The sequence below is a fragment of the Pseudomonas sp. 7SR1 genome (genome assembly GCF_900156465.1).
Taxonomy (GTDB): Bacteria; Pseudomonadota; Gammaproteobacteria; order Pseudomonadales; family Pseudomonadaceae; genus Aquipseudomonas.
Genome location: NZ_LT707064.1, coordinates 5,986,951 through 6,001,984, shown reverse-complemented (window position 1 = coordinate 6,001,984; position 15,034 = coordinate 5,986,951). Strand labels below are relative to the sequence as shown.

At 58.5% G+C, this 15,034-nt stretch carries 3 protein-coding genes; 2 read left to right on the top strand and 1 reads right to left on the bottom strand.

Features of this window, described 5'->3' with window-relative positions; genetic code table 11:
• Positions 1 to 81 precede the first annotated feature (81 nt).
• Complete coding sequence (locus tag BW992_RS26295) at positions 82 to 357, bottom strand: hypothetical protein (RefSeq protein WP_072432381.1); 276 nt, start codon at positions 355 to 357, stop codon at positions 82 to 84.
• A 285-nt stretch (positions 358 to 642) separates the two neighbouring features.
• Between BW992_RS26295 and BW992_RS26290 the strand changes: the two genes are divergently transcribed.
• Together BW992_RS26290 and BW992_RS26285 are read left to right on the top strand one after the other, a co-directional pair.
• Positions 643 to 2,349: a ShlB/FhaC/HecB family hemolysin secretion/activation protein gene (locus BW992_RS26290; protein ID WP_076407290.1), complete on the top strand. Its 1,707-nt coding sequence runs from the start codon at positions 643 to 645 to the stop codon at positions 2,347 to 2,349.
• Positions 2,350 to 2,373: 24 nt separating this feature from the next.
• The gene (locus BW992_RS26285) at positions 2,374 to 15,030 is read left to right on the top strand and encodes a hemagglutinin repeat-containing protein (RefSeq protein ID WP_076407289.1); all 12,657 of its coding nucleotides are present in this window, start codon (positions 2,374 to 2,376) and stop codon (positions 15,028 to 15,030) included.
• Positions 15,031 to 15,034 lie beyond the last annotated feature (4 nt).

The window sequence follows — 15,034 nt, the reverse complement described above, 5'->3', positions numbered from 1 at the left end:
AGCCACGCTGGTTTCACAGGTGTTTCGCCCCCAGCGGGAGCAAGCTCCCTCGCCACAGAAGCGGAGGGAGGTTTGGATCGATCAGTCGGCCTTCTTCTCTGCATGCTTCAACTCTTCCAGGCGCTTATCGATCAACTGGCACTTATCCGGCAGATCCTTGCTGGCCGTCTCCAGGTCCATGGCCTGCAACTCATCATTGATTTCCTTGGCCTTGGCCGGGTTCTGCTCGGTGAGCTTGGTCACTTCCTGGGCCAGTTGCTCACGCTTGATGGTGGCTTCTTCGGGTGTGCAGGTGGCCCCGGCCGGAAGGGCGCAGGCGAGGGTGGCGGCAAAGGTGAGTTTCATCAGGGTCTTCATGGCGGGCCTCGTATTCCTTGTTGGGCTGTAAGGGGTTGAGGCTTGCGCGGGGTTGAAAGTTCAGCGACCCAAGGAAGCCGGACGATTGGATCGAATTATTTCTGGGCTTCAAGAGAAGCGTCCGGCTTCCTCACGAGACGTTTCGTACCGAAAGACAGAATCGTCTGATTTCCGACAAACGGTTCCGGCCATACCCTCAGGGTCCAGCTTTTTAATTGACGTCAAAATGATGGCTAACTAGTATCGCGCCACTATTTTGATGTCATTTTGCTCGAGGGATCGAACATGTTCTCACCCGCCCGTTGGGCGAGGTTGTGCTTGGCTTTGCTGTGCCTTTCTCCGCTGCCCCCCGCTCACGCTGCCCCCACCCCCGGTGACACCGACCTGATCCGCGAACGCCAGAACCGTTTGCTCGAGGAACAGCGCCGGCGCCTGGAGGATCTGAAGAACCTGCCCGGCCAGGAGGCGAAGCCGGCCCAGCCGACGGCGCCGGTCGATACCCGCTGCTTCCCCATCCGCACCATCGAGCTCAAGGGCGCCGACAGCCTTTCCTCCGCTGAGCGCGAGCGCCTGTTGGCGCCCTACATCGGCCAATGCCTGGGCGTGCCGCAACTCAACGAACTGCTCAAGGTCATCACCGACCGCTACATCGAGAAAGGCCTGGTCACCAGTCGTGCCTACCTGCCGCAGCAGGATCTGTCCGACGGTCACTTGCAGGTGCTGGTGGTGGAGGGGCGCCTCGAGGGCTTGAAGGGCGCCGAAAACAGCCGACTCTCGGAAGGAGAACTGGCGATGGCGTTTCCCGGCAAGGTCGGCGACTTGGTCAACCTGCGGGAGATCGAGCAGATGGTGGACCAGCTCAACCGCCTGCCATCGAACCAGGCGCAGATGGAGCTGATGCCCGGGCAGCATGTCGGCGGCAGTGAAGTGCTGGTGCAGAACACCCCGCAAAAACCCTGGCGCGTCGGGTTGTCGCGGCACAACGACGGCCAGCGGAGCACGGGCGAACAGCAATGGGGCACGTCCCTGGATTGGGACAGCCCCTTGGGGCTGGCCGATCAATTGTCCTTGCGCGGTGGTCACGATGCCGTCAGCGATCATCAACGCACTTCGCGCAATGCCATGCTGTATTACAACCTGCCATTTGGCTGGTGGAACGTCAGCTACACCTATAGCCAGAGCGAATACCGCTCGCGGGGCACGGTCGACGGGTTCAATTTCAAGCAGACCGGCGACAGCCAGAACCACCAGGTGCGGGTCGAGCGGGTGGTCCATCGTGACGCGATGAGCAAGACGTCCCTCAACACCGGCCTCGCTTATCTGCGCACCAGCAACTTCATCGAAGACAGCAAGCTCGCCGTGAGCAGCCATCGCCTGAGTGAAGCGCAGTTCGGCATCAACCACGGACGGCGAGTCGGCAGCGCCTTCGTCAACCTGGACCTGGGCCTGCAGCAAGGCATCGGTGCCTTCGATGCCCAGGGCGACGATAATCCACGCCCCGGCCAGCCCGACGCGCGCTACCGCAAATACACCGCCACCCTCAGCTACCTGCAACCCTTCCAGCTCTGGGGCGAGTCCTTCAGCTTCAGCAGCCTGATGACCGGGCAGCGCAGCGAAGACGTGCTGTTCAGCCCGCAGCGCATGAGCCTGGGCGGGCAATCGTCGATCCGGGGCTACAAGGACCAGTCGCTGGCCGGCGACAGCGGCGGTTACTGGCGCAACGACCTGCGCTGGAGCCGCCCGGTCACCCTGGAGTGGCTGCGCCCGGTGTTCGCCGAGTACGGCACCAGCCTGGGTTACGACCAGGGTGTCATCACCGGGACCCGCTACAACGGCGACGAGCATGGGCGCATGTCCAGCCACTCGCTGGAGCTGTTCGCCCGCGGCGAACACCTGAGCGCCAGCGTGACCTTCGCCCATTCCCTGGAACGTCCGGATGCTCTGACCGAGCGCGAAGCGCCGATCTACTTGCGCCTGGATGTTTTCCTCTAATTTCTGCTGCAACGAGACCTGATCATGGACGACCGCCAATACGCCTTCCTGGCCCGCCAGCCTTCTGCTGCCCTGCAAAACCGCAACCTGTTCTGGGGCATGCCCAAGCGCGGCCTGGCGTTCCTGTTGGCCAACGTCATGTTCTGGCAACCGCTGTGGGCCCAGGCCGATGGCATCGTGGTCAGTCGTCCGGGCACCAGCCTCGGCCAGGCGGGCAATGGCGTGCCCATCGTCAACATCGCCAAGCCCAATGGCAGCGGCCTGTCCCACAACCAGTTCAAGGACTACAACGTCGGCAGCAACGGCGTGATCCTCAACAACGCCACCAACCGCACCCAGTCCACGCAACTGGGCGGGATCATCCTCGGCAACCCGAACCTCAACGGCACGGCGGCCAAGGTCATTCTCAACGAGGTCAACGGCGGCAATCCCAGCCAGTTGCGCGGCTACACCGAAGTGGCGGGGAAGTCGGCCCATGTCATCGTCGCCAACCCCTATGGCATCACCTGCAACGGCTGCGGCTTCATCAATACCCCACGGGCGACCCTGACCACCGGCAAGCCGGTCGTCGAGAATGGCCAGTTGAGCCGCTACCAGGTGGACCAGGGCAGCGTCGCCATCGAAGGCGCGGGCCTGAATGCGAACAACGTCGACCGCTTCGAAATCATCACCCGCAGCGCCAGGATCAACGCCGAGATCCAGGCGAAAAACCTGACCATCGTCGCCGGACGCAATGACGTCGATGCCGCCACCCTCAACGCCACCGCCCGCGCCGATGACGGCAGCGACAAACCGCAACTGGCCATCGACTCCTCGGCCTTGGGCGGTATGTATGCCGGGGCGATCAAGCTGGTGGGCACCGAGGCCGGGGTCGGGGTGAAACTGGACGGCAAGCTGATTGCCAGTGGGGGGGATATCCAGCTCGATGCCAATGGGCATTTGAGCCTGGCCGACACCTCGGCCAGCGGCGCGGTCAACGTCAAGGCTGCGAGCCTCGATGCCCGGGGAGCGGTATATGCAGGCACCGAGTTGACTGTGAAAACCCAGGGCGACCTGACGAACCAGAACAACCTGGTGGCCCGCGACAGCATTCGTCTGGACAGCGGCGGCAGCCTGCGTAACAACGGGATCATCGAAGCCGGGGTCAATTCGGACAACACGCGTAATACTTCGGGAGATGTGAGTTTCACGGCGCAGAGCTTGAACAATAACGGCAAGAGCATCGTTGCCAGCCGTAACCTGACGGCGAACGTCGCGCAGACCTTGAACAACCAGGGCGGCACCCTCAGCGCTGGGCAAACCGCCGCGGTAAAAGCCGGAACGTTGAATAACCAGAACAAGGGCCGCGTGTTGAGCAACGGCGCGCTGAACGTCACCGCCGACAAGCTGCTCAATACCCAAGGTATCGTCAGCAGCAGTGGAAACCTGACGGCCAACGTCGGGCAGTTGAATAACCACGACGGTGAAGTCTCCAGCGCTGCGACTCTCCAACTGACCGGCAACACCCTGGATAACAGCGATGGCTTGCTGTCCGGCGACGTGGCGCTGAACATCGGTCTGATCGGTGCGTTGAACAACCGGAAGGGCGTGTTGGGGGCTGGTGCCCTGTTGACGGTCACGGCCGCCAGCCTGGACAACACTCTCGAAGGCAGCCTCGTCAGTGACGGCCGCCTGAGCACGCGCATCGGTGGTCTATTCGACAACCAACAAGGCCGCCTCGACGCCAAAGGTGTCGTCGACTTGCAGGTCGCTCGCCTGGATAACAGGGGCGGAAGAATGTCCAGCGCAGTCGGGGTCAATATCACCGGCCAGAACCTGGATAACAGCGATAGTGGCAAGATCCTGGCCGGTACCGACCTGAGCCTGAATGTCGCGGCGATCATCAACCAGAACAAAGGCCTGCTGTTCAGTACGGGGTCCACCGCCGTGACTGGGCAAAGTCTGGACAACAGCGGCGCCAGCCTCATCACCCGCCAAGCCTTGGACATTCGCCTCGATAACGCTTTGACCAACGTCGCGGGCCTGATCAGCAGCGATGGTAGCCTGACCTTGAACACAGGCACTTTCGACAATACCCAGGGCGGATACCTAGTCAGCAGCGATACTCTCGACCTGACCGCCACCCAGGTCAGCAACGGCATCGCCAGTCGAATTGCCAGCGAGAAGGCATTGGCCGCCAGCGTCAGCGGTTTGGATCAGCGGGGCGGTGAGCTGTTCAGCAATACCTCTTTGATTCTGGACCTGAACCATGCCCGGTTGAACAACCTCAAGGGTGTGATCACTGCGCCGGTCCTGGTGTTGAAAAACCTCAAGGACGTGGACAACCGGGGCGGTGAAATCTCTAGTGCCCAAGCCTTCACGCTCACGGCGCAAAACTTGGACAACAGTAACGGCAAACTGATCAGCAACCAGGCCTTGACCCTGCGCATCGATCAGGTGCTTAACAGCGTAAAGGGGCTGATCTCCGCTCAGTCCATCGACAGCCACAGCGCCAGCCTAAACAACACCGACGGCCTGATCAGCAGTCGTGGCGCGCTGGTTTTGACTGTGGACGGTCAGTTGCTCAATCGAAATGCGGCGGTGATCGCTGATAGTGACCTGTACATCGAGGCGGCGAACCTGGACAACAGTGCCGGCCAAATCGCCGGAAAAATCAACGTCACGGCCGATGTCGCCTCCTTCAACAACCAGAGTGGTCAGATGATAGCCCTCGGCGGGCTAACCCTCACCGGTACTTCGTTGGACAACCGCGGCGCAGGGCTGGTAGGTGCGACGGACAAGCTGACACTGAGTGTCGATTCGATCGACAACCGTAGCGGCGAACTCTCGAGCCAAGCCGATGTTTCCCTCACGGGTCATGCCTTGGACAACAGTGACGGTGGTCAGGTATTCGCCAATGGCGCATTGGTCGTGACGGTGCAGGATGTGCTCAACCGCACCAGAGGTTTGTTGTCGGGCAAGACCGGACTGGCCCTGAAGGGACAGACGCTGGATAACAACGGCGGCTCAATGCTGAGCCAGAAAGAGCTCACCGTCGATCTTTCCGGCGATATGGATAACACCCGGGGTACGCTAAGCGCCGAAGGCGTGCTTCAAATCAATGCGGCCCAACTCACCAACACCCTGGGTAATCTCTCCAGTGCCGGCGTGCTGGTGCTGACCCTCGACGATGCCTTGCTCAACCAGGGCGGTGCAATCGTCACAGATGGCGGCCTTACCGTCAAAAGCGCCAGCCTCGACAACCGCAATAACGGTAACCTCAGCGGCAAGCAGGCGGTGATCGTCGAAACCGGTGCCTTCGACAATAGCCAGTCGGGGCGCCTGACCAGCGATGCCCGCATCGACCTGACCACTAAAAAGCTGACCAATCAGGACGGTGGTCGAATTGCCAGCAACGGCGCGTTGACCGTCAGCGTCACCGATCTTGACCAGCAGGGCGGCCAACTTTTCAGCAATACGGCGATGACCCTGGACCTGAACCGCGGACATTTGAACAACCAGAATGGCCTGATTAACGCACCCTTGCTCGTCCTCAAGAATCTCAAGGGTGTCGACAACGATAGCGGTGAAATTTCCAGCGCCCAAGCCTTCACTCTCGCTGCGCAAAACCTGAACAACGACAACGGCAAATTGCTTAGCAACCAAACCTTGACCCTGCGCATCGACAACGCCCTAAGCAACCTCAAGGGCTTGATAGCTGCCGCAGCGGTGGATGCCGAGGCGGCGAGCCTGGACAACAGAGGTGGCATCCTGACCAGCCGCGCCAACCTCGACCTGAAGCTCAGCGGCGCGCTGGATAACCGGCACCAGGGGCTGATCAACGCCACCGACAACCTGACCATTACCAGCAACGATCTGAACAACCAGCAAGGCTCGTTGCTGGGCAGCGCCATCGCCATCGATTTTGGCGCCGACACCGGTGACCTGAACAACCACGCCGGTCTGATCACCACCGCCGGTGTACTCAACCTCAAGCACTTGCGGGACCTGAACAACCGGGGCGGCGAAATCTCTAGCAGCCAAAGCCTGGATCTGACCGCTCGCGACCTCGATAACAGCGCCGGCAAACTCATCAGTAACGGCCTGCTGACCGTGGCCGCCCGGGACGTCATTAACCAGGGCGGCCTGATGTCCGGCTTCAAGGGGCTGGACCTGACCGCCACGAACTTGGACAACCGAAACACCGGCACCCTGTCGAGCCGCGACGAAGACGTCAACGTCATCCTCGGTGGGACGTTGCTCAACAACAACGCCGGTGCCCTGGTTGGCCAGAAAAAACTCACCATCATCGCGTCAAGCCTCGACAACCGTGGCGGCATTTTTTCCAGTGGCGCCGACCAGACCCTGACCGTCACTGGTGGTTTGCTGAACAACGCCCAAGGCGGTCTGATTAACAGCGGCGCCACCCTGGTCATGAACGCCATGACCCTGGGCAACACCAGCGGCACCATCAATGCGCAACAAGCCCTGAACTTCACCGGCACCAGCCTGGACAACAGCGGCGGCAACCTGATCGGCAACGCCGCCGTCACCCTGGACCTGCTCGGTGCCTTGACTAACACTAACGGCAAGATCGCCAGCGTCGGCCCGCTGCGGGTCGAGCGCGCCACGCAGATCAACAACCAGGGCGGCCAAATTGCCAGCCAAGGCCTGTTGACCTTGCTCACGGGGGGGCTGGACAACCGCAATCGCGGCACCGTCGCGGCCAATGATTTTTTGGTCCTGAATACCTCTGGCACCGTCCAGAATGATGCCGATGGCTTGATCTACAGCCAGAACGGCGGCGTGGAAATCGACGCAGCCAGTCTTACCAACGGCAAGGGTGTGGTGCAAAGCCAAGGAGGGTTGAAACTCACTGTCGATGCGGACATCGATAACCAGAGCGGCCGCCTCCAAGCCAAGACTGGTGACGTGACAGTCGTCGGGCACAACCTGGATAACCGAGGCGGCGTGCTCGCCAGCCTGCAAGGAATGCTCACCACCCAACTGACCGGCGTGCTGAGAAACGGCTACGACCTGAACAACAACCGCCAAGGCGGCATCACCCAGGCCCAGCGCCTGAACCTGATCGCCCTCGGCGGCCTCGACAACTACGGCGGGCGCATATCCGCAGAGACCGGCGACGCCAGCGTCACCACCCGCAATTTCGACAACCGCAACGGCGGCCTCTATGCCAAAGGCAAGGTCAACGTCAGCGCCAACGATTTTGACAACAGTGGCGACAACGACGGCCAGATCGCCGGCAGCCAGATCGACCTGGATCTCACCGGCGCGTTGAACAACCGCCTGGGGATTATCGAGAGTGACAGCACCCTGGCGATTAAAGCGGCGAGCCTGGATAACCAGACCGGACAGTTGCGTGCCTTGGGTGGGAGCGGTACAACCAACTTCCAGATTGGCGGCCTGTTCGACAACCGCAACGGCACGCTGGAAACCGCCAACAATGACCTGATCCTCAACGCCGCCAACTTCCAGAACCAGGGCGGCAGCCTGTTACACGTGGGCAGCGGCAACTTTGATATCTCCACCGCCAACCTCACCAACGCCGGCGGCAACCTCGTCACACGTGGCGGATTAACGCTGACTGCCAAAAACTGGACCAACAGTAGCGTCATCCAGGCCGGGCGACTGACCGTCAATGTGGACAATCTGACACAGACCGGGACTGGGCAGTTGCTGGCTTCTACCAGCCTGGAGGGGAGTGGGGAAAATTGGAGTAACGATGGGCTGATTGCCAGTGATGGTTCGATCAGTCTGGTGTTGGGAGGGAGCTATGGTGGTAACGGGCGCTACAGCAGCCTGGGTAATCTGGCCCTGAGCGCAGCCTCGATGAATCTGGGCAGCACGGGGAGCGTTGCCAGCGGGGCAGACGCCACGTTCAAGATTAATGGGCAACTCAACAACTACGGCCGCATGACTGCCGCCTCCGCCCTGACCGTCAATGCCAGCTCAATCAACAATTTCGGAACGCTGGGCAGCGGAGGTAATCTGCGCTTGGGCGCGTCCAGCCTGCTCAACCAGAACGGCTTGATCTTCAGCGGCGCGGACATGGCGTTGCGCGTCAACGACTTCACCAACCGTTTTGCCGACGTCTATGGCACGGGCAACATCAGCATCAGTCGCGATGACAGCAACGCCTGGAGCGCTTCGATTGCCAATATCTCGGCATCGATTGAAAGCGGCGGCGACTTGACTCTGGCGGCGGATCGTATCGAGAACCGCAAGGATGTGTTCGAGGCTATGGGTGGGTTCGTATCGGGTGCTATCGGGGTTCAGTGCTACTCGTGTTCTTCGTTTGATGGTTTTCAACCGCACTTTCCCGGGTACCTGGTTTGGGTAGAGAACTACCACTCACGAATCGTCCAGGACTCGGCATCTGCCAGTATGGCCGCAGGTCGAAATTTTACGGGCAACGGTCGAGAGCTGCTCAACAACGCCTCGAGCATCAGCGCAGGTAACGACCTGACGTTGAATCTGCAGAGCTTCACCAACCAGGGCGCGGCGGTGGGCGATTACACCGTGCGACGCTCTCTCTCGGCCCCTGAGGATTTGTTTCGGTGGCGACAAATCATGGATTACAACGCCGCCAATGACCCTTCCTATGACTCGGGAGCCGCCGGGTATCGGGATGGTGATTTTATCAGCCCGAATTTGCATGTATGGAACAGCCAGGGCGTCGAGTCCATCTCTCGTGTAGGGGGACGCCTCGGTGGGGGCGAAGCGATGCGTTTCTTCAACTTCGGCGGCATATGGGCAGAGTTTGACGGTGGGCATTACAGCTTTACCCCTGCACATTACAGCGACGGCGTGCGCACCGATGCTCCCGCTTTCGTCAAGAACGGCGCCTTCTTCGAAAACACCATCACCTACGATGGCCCCTCGAACTTTGCCAGTGCCGTCGTACAGGCCGGCGGAGCGGTGCACATCAATGCAACTCAGAACCTCACCAACAGTGTCGTCCGTGAAGGCGTCACTCTAAATGGCGGCGAATCCAAAGTTGGCTCGATTCAACTCAGCGGCCAGGTGACTCCGGCAGTCATACAGATCAATGGACAACTCCCACCCAACCTCGCGCAACAACAGCTCAACCCGCTGACCCTGCCGGGTTTCAGCTTGCCTACCGGGCAGAACGGCCTGTTTCGCTTGAGCGGCCAGGGTGGCTCGGTACAACAGGCAGGCTCACAGAACTGGAGCATGGGCAGCGCCTCGATCAGCACGGCCCAGCGTCAACAGGACCTGTCTGGTTCTCAGGCGGGAAGTGTCCAGATAAAAGAGACAGCCCAAGCGATCTTCGATGACCGGCAGCTAACACCGATCGATGCTCATACCGTCGACAACTCCAACGCGCCTCCTGTCGCAAATACCGAGCACTCGTTTCCATTTCCGAGTCGTCCGATCGGCAGCACCAGCATCGCTACCATAACCAGCCAGACGTTGGAGCGGGTTAAAGGATTACCGGACGCCTCATTCAAATCAAATCCACAGAAATACCTGATCGAAACCAATCCGGCGCTGACCGAATTGAAATCGTTCATGAGCTCGGACTACCTGTTGCAGAACCTCGGCTATGACCCGGACCAAAGCGCCAAACGCCTGGGCGATGGTTTCTACGAGCAAAAGTTGATCCAGGAAGCCGTCGTCGCCCGCACGGGCCAGCGCTTCATCGACGGACAGACGTCCAATGAAGGCTTGTTCAAGTATCTGATGGACAACGCTGTCGCCAGTAAACAGGAACTGGATTTGTCGGTAGGCGTGACGCTGACTTCTGAACAAGTCGCCGCGCTGACCCATGACATCGTCTGGCTGGAAGAGCATGAGGTGAACGGCGAGAAAGTGCTGGTGCCGGTGCTGTACATGGCTCAGGTGAACAATCGTCTGGCGCCGAACGGGGCGTTGATTCAGGGGGCGGATGTCAAGCTGATTGCCGGTCAGGATCTCAAGAACTCCGGCACTTTGCGGGCAAGCAATAACCTTGATGCTTCGGCGGGTAACGACATTGTTAACAGTGGGCTGATCGAGGCGGGAGAGCGCTTGGATCTGTTGGCGGGGAATAACATTGTTAACAAGGCTGGGGGGGTACTTGCGGGGCGGGATGTGAGCCTGACCACAACCTCGGGTGATGTGATCAATGAGCGCTCGATTACCGCTACCGGTGACAACAAGCATTTGCACTTGGAATACGTCGACAGCGCAGCACGTATCGAGGCCGCAAATGATCTGAGTATCAAAGCTGGCCGTGACTTCGTGAGTACCGGCGGTGTGCTGGACAGTGGGCGAGATACGACCATCAGCGCGGGCCGCGATGTCAGTATCGCCACGGTGGAGCAGCGCAGTAGCTCAAATCTCGGGAAGCAAAGTTCCAGCATTACCCAGCATGGTTCCACCCTCGACGTAGGGCGGGACCTGGCGGTTAGTGCGGGTCGAGACCTCAGCGCAGTTGCCAGCCAAATCGACGCCAAACGTGACGTCAGCATGAGTGCAGCAGGCGACCTGACACTGGCTTCAGCGGCAGATGAGCAGCACGTTTATAGCCGCAGCAAAAGAGTGACCAGCCAGGAGGACCATGTCACTCAAGTGAGTACCGCGCTGACGGCGGGTGGGAATGTGACCCTGAACGCCGGAAAGGACTTGGAGCTGATTGCTAGTCGGGTGAGTGCTGGGGATGAGGCTTATCTGTATGCAGGCGATAACGTAAATCTGGAGACAGCAGACAATGTCGACTACTCCTATTACTCGAAAACTAAGAAGGGATCATTCGGCAAGAAAAAGTCGACGATGACTGAAACCGAAAAAGTCGTGTCAGTAAGTTCGAGTATCGAGGCAGGGAACAAGCTGGCGATTTCTGCCGGCCAAGATTTCAACGCCACTGGCGCCAAGCTGAACAGCGATGGAACATTGCTCGCCACCGCTGGCCGCGACATTACTTTTGATGCCGCCGAAAACTATGCGAGCCAGGCGAGCGCGTCCTCCAAGAAGGGATGGACCTCTAGTAAATCGAGTGCCTCGAAAGTTACGCAAACTCGCTTGAACAGTATTGAGCTGGTCGCGAAGAACATTGAACTCAAAGCAGATAATGACATTTCGCTGACGGCCGCTGCGCTGCGTGCCGAAGAAACCGTGAAGCTCACCGCCAGTAATGACGTATTGATTGGTGCAGGTGAGGAAACTCAAACAACCAGTCAATCGAAAAGCTCAAGCAAAACCGGCGTTAACTTCTCGGGTTTGCTGACAGCCACTCGGAAGACGCAACAAGCACAAACGACTTCAACCCAAAACGTCGGCAGTGATATCAGCGGCGGCAGTATTCAAATAAAGAGTAGCCGCGATACGGTTGTCGAGGGGAGTACGTTGGTTGCCGACAAGAACATCGGCATCGATGCGGGTCGCAACCTGGAGATCACCAGCGCTGAAAACACCGAAACTTCAAGCTCCAAGTCCGGCAGTAAAAAGGTTGGTGAAATCGGTTCCTGGTGGCAGGGGGCGACAGGCATTCTCAAACAGAAAGAAGCCGCTCAATACACTTCCACTCGACAGTCGGGTAGTCAGATCGCTTCACTGGGCGGCGATATCAACCTCATAGCCGGTGATCGTTACACCCAAACTGCCAGTCAGCTAGTGACCCCTGAAGGTGATGTGGGTATTACCGCTAAACACGTCGATATAGAGGCCGGTTTTGACAGCCTCAACTCCACCAGAACCGCTAGTACCAGCCGTACCGCAGTTGGTGGGTCGGTAAGCATACCTTTGCTGAATGCGTTGAAGGGCATCCAGCAGATGGGAGAGGCGGTACAGAAAACCAGTGATGAGCGAATGGTCGCACTGGCTGCTGTGAATGCGGCAATGAATGCCAAGCAAGCGTTGGACGCCGGTCAGGCATTGATGGATGCTCCGAATACCGGAATCAGGATCAGCGTGAATCTCAGCGATAGCCGCAGTCACAGTGAAAGCAGCCAAAGTGGTCGCAATGTGGTTGGCAGCGATGTGGTGGCTGGCGGCAACGTCAAGGTCGTTGCCATAGGGGATGGTGCAGACAGCGACATTAACGTAATTGGCAGCAGGATCGAGGGCGGCGGGGATGTAAGCCTTAAGGCTGACGGCGAAATCAATCTGCTGTCGGCGCAAAACACTGCCCATCAGGAAAGCACTAACGGCAATTCTGGATGGAGTGCCGGGATCGGTATCGGCTTTGGCGGTGCTCAAAACGGCGTTTCGTTTGAGCTGGCGGCCAACGTGGGACGCGGTATGTCTGATGGAGATGACGTTACCCAGACCAACACGTATATCAAGGGTGGTAAAAGCGTCAAGTTGGAGAGTGGCAAGGACACCAACATCAAAGGAGCAGTGGTCTCCGCTGATCAGGTCAAGGTCAAGGTGGGCGGCGACCTGAATATTGAAAGCCTGCAGGACACCAGTACTTTCACCTCCAAACAGATGGCCGCAAATATCGGTGTCAATATCTGCGTTCCACCGATCTGTGCCGGCATGAGCACGGTTAGCGGTGGTGTCTTCTCGCAGAATATGCACAGCGAATACGCCAGCGTCGGCGAGCAATCGGGAATCAAGGCCGGTGATGGTGGATTCCAGGTCGAGGTTATCGGCAATACCGACCTCAAGGGCGCCGTCATCGCCAGCACCGACAAGGCGGTTGCGGATGGAAAAAATACGTTGGATACCGGGACACTGACCAGTTCCGATATCAAGAACAAGGCTGAGTATGACGCCACCAGCATTAACCTCAGCGGTGGTTATGGCGGTGCCATAGGCCGTGATGTTGATGGCAACACCAGTGCCACGTCCAATGCAAATGGCCCTAACGTGCCAGGTAAGGATGGTGTCAGTATTTCGACCCCAGTTGTGCTGTACGCCGGTGACGACTCCAGCAGCACCACCCGTAGCGGTATCAGCGGTGCAGCCGTCACGATCACTAATGCTGCCAAGCAGCAGGAGCTGACCGGCCAGACAGCCGAGCAAACGGTTGCCGCGATCAATAGCGATGTTTCCAGCGATCGTGATGGCAGCAACAAACTCAAACCGATTTTCAACGCGCAAGAAATCGGCGTGGATTTCGAAATCGTCGGCAAGTTTGTTCAAAACGCTTCTGAGTACATCGAGAGTCGTGCGCGGGAAATTGATGAGAAGAAAAAGCAGGCCAACAAGGAAAAAGCTGCCGCTCAGGATCAGAGCTTGTCTGTCGAGGACCGGACAGCCCACCACGAGAATTACCTGAAGCTCAATCAGCAAATCAAGGAGATCGATAAGGATTGGGGCGCAGGGGGCACCTATCGGCAAATTGCTACAGCCCTGGTCGCTGGTATTAGTGGCAACGTGACTGGCAGCAGCGCCCAGTTCGCGCAAAGCATGGTGGTCAACTACGTCCAGCAGCAAGGCTCGGCCTATATCGGCGAGCTGGTGAAAAAGGGATTGAAGGAAGGTGGCCCAGAACATGCGGCATTGCATGCCATTCTCGGTTGTGCAGGCGCTGCCGCCAGCAATCAGAGTTGCTCGGCCGGCGCCTTGGGTGGCTCTGCCGCCAGCTTGCTGGCTGGATTGTTCGATGACGCCGATCCAAACGAAACCGCAGTGGAGCGAGAAGCCAAACGTAACCTGATTACCAGCCTCGTGACCGGCATTGCGACCATGAGCAACCCGAACGGTGCGGCTACTGCGAATAACGCGGCGACGGCGAACGTCGATAACAATTGGTTGGCGACCCAGCAGTACGTGCAGGCGAAGAAAGAAATCGATGCCGAACCTAATCCGCTCAAAAAATTGGCGATCGCTACAAAGTGGCAGATCACTTCCCTGAAGCAGGATTTGCTGACGGGCTCGGGGATTCTTAAAGGATTCACTGATGGAATGGCCGGTGCGGGTTTAGGCGCCTTGGATAGTGCGGTCACATTCATGACCGACCCTATGCAGAGCTGGGAAGCTGTCAAGGAGTTTGCATCCTCCGAAGAGGCCAGGGCACTGCTGGGTGATTCCGTCGCGGCTGCGTTCAAGTCCCAGATCGACCAGATTGGAACAGCGATCGTCGAAGGGGGCGATGCAAACGCAGAGAATCTCGGCAAGCAGATGGGGCAGGCTGTAGCGCTTGTCGTGCAGTTGATGGTTGGCGGGGGGAGTGGTTCCGCCGAGAGCGCGTTGGCGCTGTCGCGGATGGGGATTGACGTTTCGGTCAACACGGTCAAGAGGATTGAGGCTTCGGTTGATATTGACGTCATCAAGACTCGGATCAATAAGCTGGAGGAGCTTAATCCGGATTCGGATGTGCCGGATCTTGATCCGCCGAAGCCAGTAACGCCGCCGAAGATTACAAATTCATCGGATTACGTCGATCTGCTCTCGGATGAATCGAAGAAGCATATTTTGTATGGTGATGGGCCGGGAAGCGGTGGTCATCTCTGGCCCGGACAACCGGGGAAAACTGTATTCCCAGAAAGCTGGTCTGCGGAGAAAATTATTCATGAAGTAAGTGATATTCTGACTTCGCCGGATACAAAGTGGTATGCACAGACCGGAACGGGTGGATTGTATACAAAAAATGGCGATCCAGCTAAGTGGGTTTCTTACGAAACGCGGGATGGGGTTCGTATGCGTGTTGTATATCAACCGGCGGTGCAGAATGTCATAACTGCATTTCCTGACGATGCGCCTATACCCCCTTATAAACCGATAAAGTAGGTTG

What these genes read in the sequence shown, in the direction of transcription:
- BW992_RS26295 (WP_072432381.1), bottom strand. Translation starts at nt 357, where the DNA reads ATGAAGACCCTGATGAAACTCACCTTTGCCGCCACCCTCGCCTGCGCC.
- BW992_RS26290 (WP_076407290.1), top strand. Translation starts at nt 643, where the DNA reads ATGTTCTCACCCGCCCGTTGGGCGAGGTTGTGCTTGGCTTTGCTGTGC.
- BW992_RS26285 (WP_076407289.1), top strand. Translation starts at nt 2,374, where the DNA reads ATGGACGACCGCCAATACGCCTTCCTGGCCCGCCAGCCTTCTGCTGCC.